General features: G+C 39.8%; 13 protein-coding genes. 6 read left to right on the top strand and 7 right to left on the bottom strand.

Annotation, left to right across the window (positions count from 1 at the left end; translation table 11 throughout):
* Positions 1-8 precede the first annotated feature (8 nt).
* The 6 genes from SULKU_RS15280 (at position 9) to SULKU_RS14310 (ending at position 9437) form a co-directional block, all read left to right on the top strand.
* A complete protein-coding gene (locus SULKU_RS15280) occupies positions 9-1598 on the top strand; it encodes an efflux RND transporter permease subunit (protein WP_013459767.1) in 1590 nt (529 codons plus the stop codon).
* Positions 1598-3307: an efflux RND transporter permease subunit gene (locus SULKU_RS15275; RefSeq protein ID WP_013459766.1), complete on the top strand. Its 1710-nt coding sequence runs from the start codon at positions 1598-1600 to the stop codon at positions 3305-3307. Before SULKU_RS15280 ends, SULKU_RS15275 begins: the two co-directional genes overlap by 1 nt.
* Positions 3308-3313: 6 nt before the next feature.
* A complete protein-coding gene (locus tag SULKU_RS04580) occupies positions 3314-5125 on the top strand; it encodes a flagellar assembly protein A (protein ID WP_013459765.1) in 1812 nt (603 codons plus the stop codon).
* A gap of 62 nt (positions 5126-5187) precedes the next feature.
* Complete coding sequence (locus SULKU_RS04575) at positions 5188-6624, top strand: protein adenylyltransferase SelO (protein WP_013459764.1); 1437 nt, start codon at positions 5188-5190, stop codon at positions 6622-6624.
* 290 nt (positions 6625-6914) lie between these two features.
* The gene (locus SULKU_RS04570) at positions 6915-9023 is read left to right on the top strand and encodes a cache domain-containing protein (protein WP_151174234.1); all 2109 of its coding nucleotides are present in this window, start codon (positions 6915-6917) and stop codon (positions 9021-9023) included.
* The gene (locus SULKU_RS14310; protein ID WP_083801868.1) at positions 9024-9437 is read left to right on the top strand and encodes a chemotaxis protein CheW; all 414 of its coding nucleotides are present in this window, start codon (positions 9024-9026) and stop codon (positions 9435-9437) included. It abuts the gene before it with no gap.
* Positions 9438-9439: 2 nt separating this feature from the next.
* Here SULKU_RS14310 and SULKU_RS04565 read toward each other — a convergent pair whose 3' ends face one another.
* From SULKU_RS04565 to hsdR, 7 genes are all read right to left on the bottom strand, one after another.
* A complete protein-coding gene (locus tag SULKU_RS04565) occupies positions 9440-9763 on the bottom strand; it encodes a thiamine-binding protein (protein WP_013459763.1) in 324 nt (107 codons plus the stop codon).
* Positions 9760-9915, bottom strand: a complete 156-nt coding sequence (locus SULKU_RS14985) for a hypothetical protein (protein ID WP_172633598.1) — start codon at positions 9913-9915, stop codon at positions 9760-9762. The genes SULKU_RS04565 and SULKU_RS14985 overlap by 4 nt, the downstream gene beginning before the upstream one ends.
* Positions 9916-10193: 278 nt before the next feature.
* Positions 10194-10727, bottom strand: a complete 534-nt coding sequence (locus SULKU_RS04560; RefSeq protein ID WP_013459762.1) for a hypothetical protein — start codon at positions 10725-10727, stop codon at positions 10194-10196.
* Positions 10727-11947, bottom strand: a complete 1221-nt coding sequence (locus SULKU_RS04555; protein ID WP_013459761.1) for a restriction endonuclease subunit S — start codon at positions 11945-11947, stop codon at positions 10727-10729. Before SULKU_RS04555 ends, SULKU_RS04560 begins: the two co-directional genes overlap by 1 nt.
* Entirely contained in the window at positions 11940-13427 is a 1488-nt protein-coding gene (locus SULKU_RS04550) for a class I SAM-dependent DNA methyltransferase (RefSeq protein ID WP_013459760.1), read from the bottom strand. Before SULKU_RS04550 ends, SULKU_RS04555 begins: the two co-directional genes overlap by 8 nt.
* A gap of 94 nt (positions 13428-13521) precedes the next feature.
* Entirely contained in the window at positions 13522-15351 is a 1830-nt protein-coding gene (locus tag SULKU_RS14305; RefSeq protein ID WP_013459759.1) for a protein kinase domain-containing protein, read from the bottom strand.
* Positions 15352-15388: 37 nt separating this feature from the next.
* Positions 15389-17740: an EcoAI/FtnUII family type I restriction enzme subunit R gene (hsdR, locus tag SULKU_RS04540; protein WP_013459758.1), complete on the bottom strand. Its 2352-nt coding sequence runs from the start codon at positions 17738-17740 to the stop codon at positions 15389-15391.
* Positions 17741-18063: the final 323 nt, after the last annotated feature.

The raw sequence follows: 18063 nt of genomic DNA, 5'->3' as shown, positions 1-18063 counted from the left end.
GGATCACGATGCACGCTCCACACTCCTACCAACCCACCGATTCTGCCGGAAAGCTTGCCAAAGGCTTTTTGCGCAATCCCCTAACGCCGATCCTCGGAATTTTTCTCCTGGTTATCGGGTATATGGCTCTCATGCTTATGCCGCGCGAAGAGAACCCGCAAATGGTTGTCAGCGGATCTACCGTCATTATTGCCCTCCCCGGGGCGACTGCCAACGAAGTTGAAAACGTTATCGTCAAGCCTCTTGAACGCAAACTCAAAGAGGTCAAAGGGATAGAACACATCTACGGGATGGCAATGGACAACGTTGCGGTTATCAATGCCGCATTTTTTATCGGAGAGGCCAAAGAGGATTCTAACCTCAAAATCTACGACAAAATCATGCAAAACATGAGTATCCTCCCCAAAGGAGCCATGCAACCGATCATCAAACCGCTCGATATCGACGTCGATATCCCGATCGTTTCGGTAGCCTTTTATTCCAATAATCCTAAAATGGACCCGACCCTTCTCTACGATCATGTGAAAGAAATTCAGCACCATATCAACGGGTTGCCGAATGTTGCCATAACCGATATCAAAGGGGCGAAAAAACACCAATACAACGTATTGGTCGACATGAACCGTCTTGCCGGATATAACCTGTCTCTGGGGCAAATCGTCCAAGCGACCCAGTCATTGGCCTATAACGTTCCCGAAATCAAAGGGAAAACCGAAAAAAATGAAATCGTCATGATCGGCGTCCGCAACGCTATCGACAGCGTCGAAGACGTCGGAAATATCATTGTCGCCCAATACGGCGGCTCTGCGATTTATCTGCGCGATGTCGCCACTATCACCGCCGGAGAGGATATTCAAAATTTCAAATCAGCTTTGGTCAGTGTCAAAGGGGAGGAAGGAAAATTCTCGCCGCTGAAAGATCAGGTTACCCTCACCGTTTCCAAACTTCAGGGAACTAATGCCGTCATAATCGCCGAAGCGGTCAAAGAAGAACTTGAAAAGTACAAAGAGCAGATGAAATCTGAGGGGATCAGCTACGTTATTACCCGAAATGACGGTGAGCGGGCGAATGAAGCGGTTAACGAACTCGTATTCCATCTCCTTCTCTCGATCGTTATTATCGCTATCTTGCTTGTCTTCGTTTTGGGTTGGAGAGAATCGCTGATCGTCACCTTTACCGTTCCGGCTATCTTGGCAATCACCCTTTTTATCGCTTACCTTACCGGCCAAACGATCAATCGGATCACCCTCTTTGCCTTTTTACTGAGTTTGGGGCTTTTGGTCGATGCGGCCATTATCGTTATCGAAAATATTCACCGCCATTTCCATGCACCGGGTGCAGCAGATATGGATGTCGATGAACTGATGATCGAAGCAACCGATGAAATCGGGGCACCGACCAACATCGCAACCCTAGCTATTATTCTTACAATGGTTCCGATGGCTTTCGTCGGCCAAATGATGGGGCAATTCATGAAACCGATTCCGGCAAACGTTCCTGTCGCGTTGGTGGCGTCACTCTTTGTAGCCTACATTTTTACACCGTATTTGGCGGTACGGCTCCTTAAAAAACCCGAACACCACGGAGATTCCCACTGATGTATAAAAAATTTGAAAATTATTTGCTCGATATGCTTAATACTCCGGCTAAGAAAAAAAAGGTTTTAGTGGCAACGCTCATCGCCTTTATAGTAGCCGTCGCCTTTATTCCGACCAAGCTGGTTTTGGCGAAAATGCTTCCGGGCAAAAATAACGACACCTACTCTATTTATATCGATTTGGCCAACGGAAGCTCCATCGAACAAACCCGTCAAGTCAGTGAATGTGTCGTCGGGGTCTTGCAGCATGAGCATGAAGCTTTAGATACCGAGGTCTTTTTAGGAAGCGGTTCTCCGCTTGATTTTGCCGGACTGATCAAAGGGAGCCACTTCAAAAACAGCGAAAACGTTGCCGAAGTTGTGGTTAATCTGACCAAAAAACATGACCGTGACGAACCCTCTTATATGATGGTTCAGCGTCTTCGTCCTGTTATCGTAAAACAGTGTGAAAACTTATATCCTCAGACCAATATCAAATTTATCGAGCCCCCGGCAGGTCCTCCGACCATGGCGGCTATCGTAGCCGAAATCTACGGCAGCAAAGCCGAAGGTATCCGCCACTTGGCTGAGCGTGTAGAAGGAGTTTTTCGAAAAACGGACGGTCTTGTCGACATCGATATTATGCAAGATGAGATTTACGATAAATTCGAAGTGCGTGTCAATACCGATAAAATAAGCCTCTCAGGGCTCAATGTCAAACAGGTCAACGATATTTTGTACCTTGCATTTGAGGGGATGGGCGTTGCGGTTAAAAACTCTCAAAAAGCGACCGATCAAATTCCTATTTTCCTGACATTGACCCCGGAGGGAAAAAAATTCGCTGCGCGCGACAAACTTTCTATCGAATACAAACTCGCAAGCCTCAAACTGATGAATCAGATGGGGATGATGGTTCCGATTACCGAGGTTGTCGATATCGTCCCGGTCAAATCCAATCCGATGATTATGACGAAAGATTTGCACCAAATGACCAATGTTTTAGCAGAAACCGATATGGTTTCCCAAGTTTATCCGTTGATGGCGGCGCGCAATGTCATCCTCGATACTTTCAGCGACGAATATGAGATTTCCAAAACAGGCTTATTCAATCTACGACTTATTGATAAAAAAACCAAAGAGGTCTATGATCTTAAATGGGACGGAGAGATGAAAGTGACATTGGATACGTTTGTCGATCTGGGCGGTGCATTCATCGCGGCGCTAATATTGATTTTCCTCCTTATGGTCGTGTATTACAAAAGTTTTGTCCTTAGCGGAATCGTTTTATTGGGAAGTTTTCTCTCCATCATCGGAGTTATTTTCGGTCACTTCATTATGAATATATTTACCGCCGATACCTTCTTTTTGACAGCGACATCATTGATCGGGTTTATTGCGCTCATCGGTATCAGTTCGCGCAACTCCTTGCTGTTGATCGACTTTACAAAATCGTTGATGTCGGATAAAGGGATGCATAAAAAAGAGGCGATCGCCTACGCAACCGCTACCCGTGCAAAACCTATTTTCCTCACCGCAGCGGCTATTATCCTCGCTTCAACACTTTTAGCCAGCGACGCCGTATTCGGAGGGCTTGGAGTTTCTCTTATTTTTGGTACAATAGCAGCAGTTATCGCGTCGCTCATTGTTGTTCCCGTTCTAATCGATAATTCCGATTTGGAACGCCATTTTAATTTTGAAGAGCGCAAAGCGGTACCCATAATGGAGCCATAAAGCAAAATGTCCAGTTTTGTCCCGATTACCGTCGTCTCAGAAAATATACAACAAGATATAAAAAAAGCTGCAATAGCACACAGAGTTCCGGTTGAATCACTTGATTTCGATCTTCTCTCGTTTGAAACCTATTTCAAAGAGACGACCGATGATGAGTGGCAGCAGCTGAGCGAGAGCAATCTGCTTTCGCAAACCACCGAAATTGAAGTGCGTTCTCCCCATTTTATGCTGCGTCAAGAGTACCAAATCCGTATTCGGCCGCAAAAACCCCACCCTTATCTCGATTTACGCTTTACCATTGCGACAGACAAAACGAAAAGCAAGGTCATTGCCATTATTGATCCGGCCTCAAAAATACCCCTCAAAAAAGGGGTTCATGAATGGATTGAAGAGGCAATAGTACGTAAAATGCTTCGTCACGGGCTCCTCATCGGCTTGTATGATCAAGATCTCGATCGTGAGATTAACCGCCTTATCATCAAGATTCAAAAAGAGGGACCTCTCAATTTCCTCTATCGTCTCCCCATCGGCGAATTTTTTATCCCTATACCTCCGATCAATGATAAAATAATCCTCCATTATAAAGAGGCGAATAAAAACAACAGCCTTATCGAAGGGGTATCGCCCGGAGATTTGATTATCGAATATATTTTTCCGAAATACGGACGCGACGGACGTGCCTGCAGCGGAGAGCATATCGCCGTTCCTGATCCTATCGTGAAATATGCAAACTACATCGTTATCGATCCCGAAACGGTTCGGAGTGAAGAAGATGAGGAGAGCATCCGTTTTTTTGCAACGGTTTCAGGCTTCGTCGAACGAAAAAACGGAATCATATTTATCTCTCAGGAGCTTCAGATCGAATCGGCCAGTCTCAAAAAAACCGGTTCTATCGAAACAGGTCTGGATAAAGACGTATCGCTGAAAATTAATAAAAAAGTCGCCAATGAGGATTCCGTCGGAATGGGAGTCAATATCGACGTTTTAAAACTCGATGTCAGCGGAACGGTTGGAAGCCACTCCAAAATACAGGCGTGTGAGGTCAATATCGGAGCGCAGACGCATAAGAAGTCACAAATCAATGTGTCCGAAAATGCCAATATCCACCTCCATCGCGGCAACCTTAAAGCCAAAGAGGCAAATATTACTATCCTGGAAGCGGGAAAAGTCGAAGCCGATGTTATCCGTATCCAAAAAATGGTGGGAGGAGAGGTAATCGCACGTGAAGTACATATAGATACCCTCTATTCCAATGCCCGAGTAATAGCTCTGGAATCCATCACTATACAGAATATCGAAGGGGACGGAAACAACCTTATTATTGACCCTCATGCCATCGAAAGCTATCATGATCAAATCACCGATTTGGAAATAAGTATCCGTGATAAAACATCCCGTCTACAAATTGAGAGCAAAGAGTTTATTGCCAAAAAACTTTCCTTTAAAGATAAAAACAGCCGGATCAAAGAGATTCAAGAACGTGTTTTGATCAAACAAAAGAGGGGGGAACTCCCCTTAAAAGCCGATCTCGTCAGATTGCAGCAATATAAAATCGAAGGTGAATCGCTTCAAGATTTTTCTGAGAAGCTCAAAAGCCTGGAAGAAGATATCCAATTAATACAAGAAAAGCTAGAGAGCCTGTACGAAGCCGATCTTCATGCTGTCGTAACACATTTCGGAACGTATAACGGCCATACCCGTATTACGTTCATCGATCCTAAAACACGCCAAGAATACGGCATCTCTCCGACTAAAAATGTAACCCATATACGTCTGAAAAAAGATGATGACGAAAAGAAATTTCAGATGGATACCTAAAAAAATCAAACTCCTTTCATAAACACGCAGAGGTTTTAGTTTTTTTAGGTAAAACTCTCTGTATGAAATTATCCGACTTAACCCTAAATACCCCCTATTTATCGCTCAACCCGATTTTCTATGACAAAGTGGCCCCCTCACCGCTTAAAAATCCCCGATTAGCGAGCTTTAACCCCAAAGCCGCCGAACTTTTGGGACTTGATCCCGCACTGCTTGAAACGGATAAATTGGAAAAGCTTCTCAACGGTACTCTGCTCCTCAACGGTTCCTCACCGTATGCCATGTGCTATTCGGGCCATCAATTCGGATACTATGTTCCGCGTCTCGGAGACGGCCGTGCTATTAATTTGGGCTCTGCCAACGGATGGAATCTTCAGCTGAAAGGTTCCGGACAAACACTCTATTCGAGGCAGGGTGACGGACGTGCCGTGTTGCGTTCCTCTATTCGCGAATATCTTATGAGTGAGGCAATGAATGCGCTTGGAATTCCGACAAGCCGTGCATTGGCGATTATCAGTTCGGATGAAAATGTGGCACGTGAGAAATGGGAACGCGGTGCAGTCGTTCTGCGACTATCCCGCTCATGGATACTGTTCGGAAGTTTCGAGTATTTTTTTCACACCAACCGATACAAAGAACTCGAAACACTTGCCGATTTTTTACTCCAAGAATCATTCCCTGAGTTGATCGGTGCAGAAGAGCCCTATCTCAAAATGTACGGCTTAATCGTCAAACGGACCGCAGAGCTGATGGCTCAGTGGCAGTCGGTAGGCTTCAACCACGGAGTGATGAACACCGATAATATGTCGGCGGTGGGGATTACTATCGATTATGGCCCTTTTGCCTTTATGGATACGTTTGAAAGCGGCTATATTTGCAATCACACCGATACGCAGGGACGATACAGCTATGACAATCAACCCCGTATCGGATACTGGAATTTGGAGCGTCTCGCTCATGCCCTCTCACCACTCGTCACCAGTGATAAACTCAAAAACGAACTGGAAAAATACGGGGAATATTTCACCGCCCGGCTAATGGAACTTTTGCGTGCAAAGCTGGGTCTGGATACACCGGATGAAAACGACGGCAATTTGTTCAGAGCATTATTTTCGCTTATGGAGAACGGACGGATCGATATGACACCGTTTTTTCGTACTTTAAGCCGATATGACGGAACCCGCGAACCGTTATTGGCACAAACGTTGGCACCGAATCAGCTCAACGAATGGCTCGATCGATACGACGATAGACTGTCTCTGAATGCCTCATCCGAAGCCCAACGCCATGTTAAAATGCTCCGTACCAACCCGAAATACGTTCTGAAAAATTATATCCTGCAAGAAGCGATCGATAAAGCCCAAAACGATGACTTCACCCTCATTAACGATCTGCTTCATTTGGCACAAAATCCGTATGACGAGCACGAAGCTTTTGAACGCTATAGCCAAAGCACACCGCATCAATTTAAAAATCTAAAGCTAAGCTGCTCGTCTTAAAATCGGCTCGATTGCAACGCTCCATAGTTGATTAATTTTTAAACAATTTTTATATAATTAGGACTTTTTTATCTTGATTATTGACGAATTTAGATCAATTTAACACGTTTTTATCAATTAATCATTTAGAAAATTGTACAAATGATTAAAAATTAATCATTTGTGTACTATTTTTCGTTCGATTGCTCTTTATACTGTCACTCATATTTACTATATCCCTTTATGGAGCTATCGTGCAACGCAATCATCTAATTAAGTATATGTCCGATGTTCAAAATTTCGAAAAGAATATGAGTACCTTATCAGGCAAATGGGATTTACTGACTCTGCTCGGTTCCATGTCCAATATCGGAATGGATACAAGCGAAACGCGAAAAGCGTTTGAAGACCTGCTCGATGAGCCGTTATTGCGCCTGATCGAAGAGACGTTTAACAAAAGCCTTAATGAACTCGAATCCAAAGCGCAAACAGCCATCGATATCCTGATTCGTAACCTGTTCGAACGTACCGCCGATATCGGATTTTTGGCTACCGATGATGATATCCGCGATTATCTACTCTTTTTAAACTCTGCCGATATGTCCGCATCCGAAGAGATGCGTGAAATTAAAATCAAGAAAAAAGAGGCGTTGACCGAGCGTTTTCGAGAATACGTCGCCAAATACAGCGTGTATGAAAATATCATTCTTCTCGATACCAAAGGAAAAGTGCTCGTACAGCTCGATGCCGCCAACCCGATCACCCACTCAAAAGATCCGTTGATCCAAGAATCGCTTCGAACCTACCAGGGATATGTCGAAAACTACCGCAGCAGCGACCTTAACCATAACAAACCCTCGCTGATCTACTCTTACCGTGTCTGCAATCCGCAAACCGAAGAGCCGATCGGCGTACTGTGCCTCATTTTCCGGTTTGAGAACGAACTCCAAAGTATTTTTCGAAAACTGACACGGGAAAATCCCTATATCGCATTGGAACTGCTCAGTCATGAAGGAGAGGTTATCGCCTCGTCATCGGGACATCATGTTCCGGTAGGTTCCTATCTCTCTCCGCGTAACAATGCGGATCATCAAACCTACTATGCCGGTTTCGAGTATCTCTATCAGGCGGTAAAAACGACGGGGTATCAAGGGTATAACGGTAGCGGATGGATCGGACACGCTATGGTACCGCTGCATTTGGCATTCCGTTCCTCTTCCCGTCCATCATTTCTAAAAAATGAGCTGTTCAATTCGGTCGCCAATGCTCAAGCCTACTATCCCCAAGAGCTGAAAGATATTTTGGAAAAAGCCAAAAAAATCCAAAGCGAACTCGATATTACCGTCTGGAACGGAAACGTCCAAATCGCCAACGCAGTCGGGCATGAAAGCCCGTTTACCAAAGCGCTCCTCTCCGAAATATCGAAAACCGGGGAAGAGACGAAACGGGTTTTTGATCATACCGTCGCCAACCTCAACAGCGCCATGCTGATCCAGTATCTTGAGGATTTGAAATTCCAATCCTCTCTTGCAATCGATATCATGGACCGCAATCTCTATGAGCGGGCGAACGACTGCCGATGGTGGGCACTGACGACAACCTTTCGCGAATGTTTGTCCCATATCAACATCAGCGACGAAAACCGAGAAAAGATGAACTCCATACTGGGCTACATCAACGGACTCTATACCGTTTACAGCACCATGTTCATTTACGATCGAGAGGGGACGATCATCGCCGTTTCCAACCCGTCCGACAATGCGATTATCGGCAAAAAAGTAGGTTATTCATGGGCGATGGAGACTCTTGATCTGAAAACGACGCAGGATTACGTCGTATCCACGTTTGAACCAAGTCCCTATTATTCCAACCGCTCTACCTATATCTATAATGCCTGTATCCGCAATTTCAAAGAAGAGAACGTCGGCGGTATCGGAATCGTCTTTGATGCGGAATCGCAGTTTGAAGCGATGCTGCACGATACCCTTCCCAAAGATGAACATCATAATATCCCTGAGGGAATGTTTGCTCTATTCATCGATCGCAGCGGCCGTGTTATCTCTACCACCACTACTGAGATCAGCGTAGGTGAGGTACTCAATCTTCCGGTATCGATTTTGGAACTCACGCCGGGACAAAGCGACGCGCAGATTCTCCCGTTCAATGGAATCTATTACGCACTCGGCGCAACCTGCTCCAACGGATACAGAGAATACAAACAAAGCGACGGGTACGACAACGATATCATCGCCCTCCTCTACCGTCCTATCGGTGAAGTTCAGGCGCTAGATTGTGAAGCTCCGGCCCAACGGGTCTACACCTATCCGAAACCGAACGGCACCGAAGAGACGTGCGAGATTTCGACCTTCTTCGTTGGCGGATCGCTTTTTGCGGTTGAATCCAAAAACGTCGTCTGCTAGCTGGCGCATCAGGAGCTTACCTCCATCCTGCACGCCAGTGAATACAATCTGGGAGTCATCAGTTATGACAAGCGGATGGTAAGTGTCATCTCAGTGGCAAAACTGCTCGGGATGGAGATAAAATACGACAAAAAGATCGAAACGATTGTCCTCGTCAAAACCGTCATTGAAAAACAGGTGGTGTATCTCGGATTTGCCGTCGATGCGATCTATAGCAGCCCTGAAATTCCGTTCCGCTCGATCAGCCACTACAGCAATGTATTGAAAAATGAAAATTCATTGACCAAAGCGGTCATTATCCCGGACAATCCGGAGGATTTCGGAAATGAGATGATTTCGATCCTCGATATACCGAAAATCTATTCGCAGCTCATCCAGCCGTACGCCCGCCCGCTTCACAAAGTGATGGCGTAAGGTTATTGGTTGATTTTTCGACCGATTTTGGACTCCACCGAATCGATTTTCCCTTTTAAACGTCCGAGTTTTCCCTCTCGGATATCCAGTTTGATCGTCGAATACACTCTCTCGCATCCCGCTAGCTGTTCATACGAACGCTCAACCACACTGAGAGCCTCTTTAACACTCTCACACTCAACGATCGTCCCCATCGGGGTGAGTTGATAAGCCAATCCGCTTTGATCGATCATATCGATGATTTTAGCCACCTGATGCGATACGGAAGCACCCTTCCGGCACTCATCGCTGGTCGGAAACATCGCAAATTCGAGTAATACGCTCACAGATCATCCTTTAGTGTTGTATTTTCGCTGTAACTCAGCCGTAAACCGTCCTCGCTCATCACAAATCCGTGGATGGCAATTTTCCCCTCATGAACCAAACGGTGGTGTTTGGCACACAGCGGAATGAGGTTGTAGCGATAATTTTTTTTCATTTTAAATACCCTATTTATCGGAGTTTCAAGTATATCATAAAAAAAATATGTGAAGTTTTTGTGTAGTTTTTTTTGCATCAAATTGCATCAAAATTGATATTTTTAGCAATTTTTGTACTAACTTAAACACTTTTTTCAATATAAGAATGAGAGATTTTTTTGTATAAAGATAGATAATCAAGCAGCAAATTTGACACAATCAACTGATTTGAATGGTTATAAACTTTGAGGTGTTAGCGGAAAACTAATGTGTCTATAAAACGGGGATCATTCCAATATTATGAAAAGCTACGTCCCGCAGGTAAAGCTCCTCTGGCATAAGAAGAGTTATTGTTTATTTCAAGTCTCCAAAAAAATCGCCCTATCAGCCCTTTTGCATAATATATCTGTAGTTCATCATGCTCTCTATCTATCCAGCCACCAATTCTAGTCATCATATTCTTGAAAGCATTTTCTTGATCTTTGTCATCTCTGAAAAGTATTTCATCCATTTTTATAGCTCGTTCATTTTCGGGTAATTCCATAAACTCTGATTCTTTATCAAGAACCTCATCAAAAAGTTCTTTTAATATATCAGATGCGTAGATGCTGTTTTTTATGTATATCTTCTTGAGTGCTAGAAAGTTATTATATGGCTCCTCTGACCCATATCTCATATTTTCTAAATAATACTCATATAACGGACTATATAGCTTCTCTATGCGCTCTTTTATCTCAGCTTTTTTACCATTGTGTATGAAGATATACAAATTAGTCCCTGCAACAACTGTTGCGCCTATGATAGCACCTATTCCGATAGCATTCAAATCCATTACAACTCACCCCTAAACGCTTTATCCAAGATAGACGCTTTCAACGCTTTGAGACTTTCCATTTTTTCTTTTTGAATCGTTTTAACTTTTTCCATTTTTTCGGATACAGAATCTAAATAAACTACAACTTTTTGTTGGATTGGAAGTGGAGGAAGTTCGATCTCAACATTTTTAATTTTTGATAAGTTAAGGTTTTGTTGACGAACACCTTGACGTTCTTCTAAAATCTTTGGTTTTAAATATTCTAGTTGATATTTCAAAAAGAATATGTTTAATTCATCTTCATTTGGTTTGATTCCAACGATTGCTTGATTACAGCTACCATCAGTATGCAATATGGACATTTTCATTGCGGCAGTATCGTACATACCAATTAATAATGTACCTTTAGAAAAAAGCTTTGCTGATGAATTTTTAAGACCTTCGTCAGTTATTCGTTCTTTTGCTGGTAATGTAAATTGTTGATTCAACTCTCCAGAACTAAACCATTCGATTGTGCCATCATCCCAATATTCATTTTTTGCCCGCAAAGGAGTCCCACCAGCAGACATTTTTCGGTCAAATTTCTCTAGTTTTTCTTTTTTGTATTGACCATCCATCTCCTCAAAAACTTCATTCAAAACACTTCCCATAAACACATCAGCTTCATCAATATTTTTCTGATGAAGAGAGATTGCTTTATCGATTTTTTCGAAAAGTGAATCGAGTTTTGAAACAATTCGTTGCTGTTCTTGGAGTGGCGGAAGCGGAATTAAAGTAGATGCTAAATTCTTTTTACTTACAAATTTTACTGTAGCACCTTTTAAAAATTGATCATAGTAACTATCATTATCTAATTTATCTAAAAATACTTTCAAAAACTGAGCTGATACAAGCTCTGTCTGTGGTTCAATCAAAAATATATTCCAATGAATTAAAAAATTATCATTTTGATTTACAATAATACTTTTACCAATTGTTCCAATATTTGACAATAAAATATCATTTATTTTTGGTTTGTATTTTTTTTCATATAAATTCCAATCTTCTTCATTAACATACTTAATGTTCTCAAAATGTAATTCACCAGAAGTAATATTTCTACTCTGAATAATAGGATAACCATCAGAATAAAATTCAACTTTATCTGCAGCAGTATTTACCCCTTGGTGCATTCTGAATACAATTTCATCTAATTGTTTATATACCCACCCATTCGGAAGTTCATATAACTCACTCATTAATATCTTTTCCTATCAATATCGCTTCAATCTCATTCATCAAATCATTGATTTCTTCATTGTTAAGTTTGATATTTTCCACCAATTCAATCGGTGATTTATGATCGATGGTTTCATTTCGATTTGGATTTTTTGCCGATATATCAAAATCTTTGATATCGTTAATATTTACTATCCAACTGTTGTCAGTAATCTTTCTCTCTTTCCATACGGCTAAAAATTCGGTGAAGTGATCATAGGTAATAGGCTTATTCTTTGTGAGTTTTGATAATGGATTGACTTCGTAATAAAATATATCCGATGTTGATCCGTTTCTATCGAAAAAGATGACATTCGTTTTAACGCCACTGTACGGCAAAAACACCCCTGATGGCAAACTAAGTATCGTGTGAACATTAAAACGTTCTAAAAGCTCTTGTTTGACCGCTTGGAACGCATTATTAGTTTGGAATAAAACACCCTCTGGAATTACTACACCACATCTTCCATTTACTTTTAAACTATTCATCATATGTTGTAAAAATAGTAGCTCTGTAGCATTGGACTTGATAGGGAAATTTTGTTGAATTTGTTCTTTTTCTTTTCCACCGAATGGTGGATTTGCTAGGATAATATCGTAACGATCTTTTTCTTCTAGCCCTCGGATATCTTTGGTCAGCGTATTGGTCTTAGAGATATTCGGGGATTCGATTCCATGTAGAATCATATTCATAACACCCATGACATAGGACAATGGTGTTTTCTCATTTCCGAAAAATGTATCTTCGCTCAAAAATTTTAACTGATTTACAGATATATCTCGTTGTTTATTCTCTTTTGCATCGAGATATCGAATATGGTTATACGCTTCGATTAAAAATCCACAACTCCCTACAGCAGGGTCATAGATCGTTTGTCCGACTTGTGGATTAACCACATCCGTCATTACTTTGATAAGTGGACGAGGAGTATAAAACTCCCCACTGTTTCCACCATCACTTCCCATGTCCTTGAGCAGTTTTTCATAAATGATTGAGAGTTGAAAAAGATCGGATTGGTTGTGGAAGTCTAACTCATCGATAATATCCAATATCTCTCTGATAGTATGACCATTTGCGATACGGTTGTCTAAGTATTCAAAAATTGCACCGATTTTATATTTGATCGATTTTGGGTCTTCAGTAATGTTTTTGAATCCCTTAAGATACGAAAATAGCTCTTTGTTTACGAAATCCAGTAGATCAGCTCCGCTTTTAGCATTGATGAGATCGATTTTCCCATTTACTTTTGGAACCGCCCAATTGCTCCATTTGAATTTATCATCTAAAATATAGTTGTAGTCTTTACCGATAAGTAATGCTTCATCTGCTTTTGAGTCTTCGAGATCATTGAGAAATTTTAAAAATAGTATCCAACTAATTTGCTCCGTATAGTGCATCGCACCACTGATACCGTCATCCCGTCTAAGGATGTCGGTTATTCGATTAATTTTTGATTCCAATTATTGTTCCTTATCAATATAGGTAATTTATTAATTTTTGAACCATCTTTATTTCTACTATCACCTAGTAACTTTGATAGTGAGGAATGACGGATCAATAACCCATATTTTTCTTAATGCCGCTCAAAGGCTCAAGTAATCGTTCATTCAAAGCCTTAACTTCTTGATAACTTTTATAAATACTATCTATAATACCATCATGCCTTACCAATGGTCCATTTTGAGGAGCTAAGAAAAAAATATCTTCTTTTAAGATTCGTACTCTTATTTCAGCTTTACCATTAAGCTTGACTTTTTTGCCATCGATTTCAGCCCAGCCAACATCAACCTCACCCCTCTTGATATAGTGTCCATTAAACAATCCAAACTCTTCACTGACATATTCTGGTTTTATTTCATATACTCCACTTGACTCTAAATTGTCTGTTTCTATTATTATGCAACTACATCCTAAGTTGTAATAATGTTTAAATATCCATATCGATTTTATTTTTACTTCGTTATAACCAATTAGCCAACATCTATCACATAAACCCAACTTTTTTATTCTATTTATACCTAAATCTGAGTAGCCTTGCGAAAGCCAATAATTTAATCTCGACTCTCCATTTTTCAAGTCCTGCATGATTTCATTGATAGAGTCAATATCCTCAAACTTTTTAAAGCCTTGTCCACTTTGTCCTAAATGACTCATATGCTTAAAAATAATGTCCTCAAACTCTAATAAAATCTGATCTGGGCTTAATTTCTTTTTTGACTCCAAATGCTCAAGTATCTCATTTTTTGAGCTAAATCTATCTTGGGGATTTTCAGATAAAAGATTTGCTATCAAGCTTTCATATTTACTATATCGTGAATCAATATGAGTTAACTGTATTTTTGATTGTCCTCTTAGAGCAGTTTCAGTAATAATCCAATAAAGTACTTGAGCAAAAGCATACCAATCTGCACTTGTAGTTAATTCATCTGTATCAACCTTAACTTGCTCGGGAGCGGAGAAAAGATAATTCGCCAATCTATCTGTGGGACTAGTTTCTATAAGCTTAGTATATAAATCCTTATCAAACTTCGCAATATCAAAGTCACCAAGTACAAATTTCCGTTCAAATAAAAATATATTTTCAGGTTTTATATCTCTATGGATAATACTCAGCAAGTGTATAGAGTCTATGATATGAAGCAAATTGTCAAATATCTTCTCAAATAACTCAAACGAAAATTCACCTTTTTTCTTTTTTTCTTTGACAAAAGATTTCAGTGTCTGCTCAACTCTTGGCATCACGATATAAGGCACTTTAATATGTGCTATATTCAAAACATCAAAATGCAACTGTGGTAAAATTGCACCGCTATGCTGGATACCTACTAAGTTTAGATGAGCTTGTTTAAATCTTTTGAAAGCTTGACTCTCTTTTTGTGATACATCTTCAAGTAAAAACTTAATAGCATACTGTTTACCACCAAACTCAAAGCCTTTAACCTCTGATGTACCGCCATTTCCTATATTTTTGTCTGTAAGTGTAAACTCTCCATATATATTTAAAAGTACATTATGTGATATAAAATACTCTTTTAGCTCTTGTTTTATAGAGTCTTTGGTGTGTGCATATTTTTGTAGTGCGGGTAATGAAGTTTGACTATTTTCTAGCATTCGCAAAATTGGTTCAAATTCTTTTGTTAGAAATTCTGTTCGTTCATCATAAGTAGAAAATTTATCTTTAATAAATCTCCAAAAAGAGTTTAGTTCCCCATTTGTTTTTATAAAAGTTGGCAATACACTCTGCAATATTTTATTTGACAAAAGCTCTTCTCTAAGCTCTGTATATTCTCTCTCAGATACATTTTTACCCGATGCTCTTGATTTTAAAAGATTTACAAAATATGCTAGTTTTTCATAATCTGTTTTTAGATATTCAGTGCTCATAATGTTTTTTCCTTCTATAATTTAAATACTATATATTTCACTTATAAATCTCTTTTTGTAACTCTAAATACTCATGCCCCATCTGCGGTATCCCACCAAAGTTAACCGCAACTTCTCTGATGGTTCCCAATCCGCTCAAATCCACCAACTTACCTAGCTTATCATCATCCAACTCTTTTACACCGTCTTTACGGTATCGATCTAATATGAATTCAATAAACTGTTTTGCTTTTTCATTGTGATACTTCTCTACGAAATCAGAGTTTTCAACCGCTATAACTCTTTCATTACGGCTCTTAATATCCATATTGAATGATAGATGTGCCAATACATCGTAAATATCACTATCTTGTGCTTCAAATATCTGTTTTAGGTCATCCAATTGAGATTCATCGATATTCATCTCTTTGAGTTTATTCAGTAAATCTTTACGATTTTTCGGGTTACTCCATATCTCTCTTAATCCATCTTCGTTATTGTAAAATTTACCTAACACACCGATCAGCAATTCCAAATAATCTTCGGTTTTGAGTGGGATACCGTCTTCACCGACATAGGTTGTTTCGATATTAATGACTTTTAGCTTTTTGCCTCTGATATCGATGGTCACTTTTTCTCTTATTGGAGGATCAACAATTATAGTATTATCTCCTCCACCCGTATTACTATCTTCATCTTCTTCTTTTGGAGGTCGTGGAGTTGGTGATGTTTCTCCTTTTCCTCCACTAACTTCTTCGGGAATTCCATCCCATCTATCATCATAAAATAAATTGGTTGCCCCTACGAAATCGATAATGGTAAAAAAGTCTTTTCCCTCGTATACCCTCGTACCTCGTCCAATAATCTGTTTAAACTCCGTCATTGACTTGATAGGTGCGGTTAATACAACGTTTCTAACATTCTTTGCATCAACACCAGTAGTTAACATTTTGGATGATGTTAGAATGGTTGGGATATCTCTATCGTTGTTTTGAAACATCTCTAAAAAGTTTCTACCTATGTCACCTTCATCCGATGTTACCCTGACACAATAATTATTGTCTTTGATCGTTTTAAATTTATCGATTGCGATTTTCATATCGGAAGCGTGTTGTTGATTTACACAGAATACGATTGTTTTATCCATCGGATTCATATTTTCTAAAACCGTTTTTGCTATCAATTCAGTTCGTTTGGGGATTACGATTTGCTTTTCAAACTGCTCTAGTGTAACAATTTGGCTTTCTAGCTCACCCGTAATAATATCATTAGGATCAAATCTATATTCATCAATATTGGTTTGAATTCTTTTAACTTTATATGGTGTGAGGAATCCATCATTGATTCCATCTTTGAGTGAATATTCATAGATAGGATCACCAAAATATTTGTAGGTATCACCGTTATCATCTCTCTTTGGTGTTGCCGTCAATCCTAAATGAACAGCTGATTTGAAATGATTTAGGATCTCTCTCCAACTACTCTCATCGTTTGCACTTCCTCTGTGACACTCATCGATAATAATTAAATCAAAAAAGTTTGATGGATATTGTTGATAATATCCTTTTACATCATCCTCTCCATCTTCTTCGGATACTTCGATTACTCTGTTTTTATTCTCTGCAATGGATTGATAAATTGCAAAAAAGACATTGGCATTTGTGGGGACTTTTCCCCCTCGTTTTTTAATCTCTTTACCGTTGATTCTTACACAATCTTTTTCCAATGGATTAAATGTATTCATCGATTGATCTGCCAAGACGTTTCTATCTGCTAAGAACAATACCTTTGGTCTACGGTCACTTCCGTCTCGATTCCATTTGGATTGGAATAAACGGTACACGATTTGAAAAGAGATATAGGTTTTACCCGTACCAGTTGCCAACGTTAATAAGATTCTATCTTTACCGTCTGCTATCGCTTCAATTGTTTTTTGAACGGCGATTTGTTGATAGAAACGAGGTTTCATACTCCCTTCGATGTGAAAAGGATAGGTGATGATTGCTTCTTGTTTGGTTTGGGGCTGTCCGTATTTTCGCTCGAATAGTTCTGTTGGTGTCGGATAATTCTCGATCCATCTACCATTGCCCTCTTTCAACGAGTGTTCGTAAATTTTATGTCCGTTAGTGGTGTATACAAAATCGATTCGGAGTTTTTCTGCATAGTTAATAGATTGTTGTAATCCATCCAAAGGGTCTTTGTTTTCAGCTTTGGCTTCGATAATGGCTAGGTTGGTATTTTTGTAGGTAAGAAGGTAATCCACAAAATATTGCTTACCTCTTTTGTTACCGATAAGTTTACGTCCATCCGTAAAGAAATACTCTCTAACGATATGGGATTCGTTCCATTCACTCTCTTTGATTCTTGGGTCAATGAGTTTTGAACGAGTATCTGATTCAGAGAGTGCCATTATCGATTCCACCACTTTGCTATAAGTAGTCACTATTTTAGCCAAAACAATGTCAATCTAAAGTTTAAAAAATAAATATTTCAAAATAAATAATCACTATAACTGTATATTTATTCTTTGACAAAAATTGTGTAGTTTATATTGCATCAAAAGATATATTTAGCAGTAATTTTGGCACTTAAAGCAATACTTTTTACCCTTAAGGGGATGAGATATTTTTTTGTCAATATAGTATAAGTATTTATTATTTAAAAAATGTGAAGTTTTTGTGTAGTTAACTTGAAAAAGCATTACACAAAAATTATGAAAAAACTGTTTTAAAT

The sequence above is a fragment of the Sulfuricurvum kujiense DSM 16994 genome (assembly GCF_000183725.1).
GTDB classification, from domain to species: domain Bacteria; phylum Campylobacterota; class Campylobacteria; order Campylobacterales; family Sulfurimonadaceae; genus Sulfuricurvum; species Sulfuricurvum kujiense.
This window is presented reverse-complemented; position numbering and strand designations above follow the sequence as displayed.

Bases quoted from the DNA above. Each gene is read 5' to 3' on its own strand.
- SULKU_RS15280 (WP_013459767.1), top strand. From the start codon at position 9: ATGCACGCTCCACACTCCTACCAACCCACCGATTCTGCCGGAAAGCTT.
- SULKU_RS15275 (WP_013459766.1), top strand. From the start codon at position 1,598: ATGTATAAAAAATTTGAAAATTATTTGCTCGATATGCTTAATACTCCG.
- SULKU_RS04580 (WP_013459765.1), top strand. From the start codon at position 3,314: ATGTCCAGTTTTGTCCCGATTACCGTCGTCTCAGAAAATATACAACAA.
- SULKU_RS04575 (WP_013459764.1), top strand. From the start codon at position 5,188: ATGAAATTATCCGACTTAACCCTAAATACCCCCTATTTATCGCTCAAC.
- SULKU_RS04570 (WP_151174234.1), top strand. From the start codon at position 6,915: ATGAGTACCTTATCAGGCAAATGGGATTTACTGACTCTGCTCGGTTCC.
- SULKU_RS14985 (WP_172633598.1), bottom strand. From the start codon at position 9,915: ATGAAAAAAAATTATCGCTACAACCTCATTCCGCTGTGTGCCAAACAC.
- SULKU_RS04560 (WP_013459762.1), bottom strand. From the start codon at position 10,727: ATGGATTTGAATGCTATCGGAATAGGTGCTATCATAGGCGCAACAGTT.
- SULKU_RS04555 (WP_013459761.1), bottom strand. From the start codon at position 11,947: ATGAGTGAGTTATATGAACTTCCGAATGGGTGGGTATATAAACAATTA.
- SULKU_RS14305 (WP_013459759.1), bottom strand. From the start codon at position 15,351: ATGAGCACTGAATATCTAAAAACAGATTATGAAAAACTAGCATATTTT.
- hsdR (WP_013459758.1), bottom strand. From the start codon at position 17,740: ATGGCACTCTCTGAATCAGATACTCGTTCAAAACTCATTGACCCAAGA.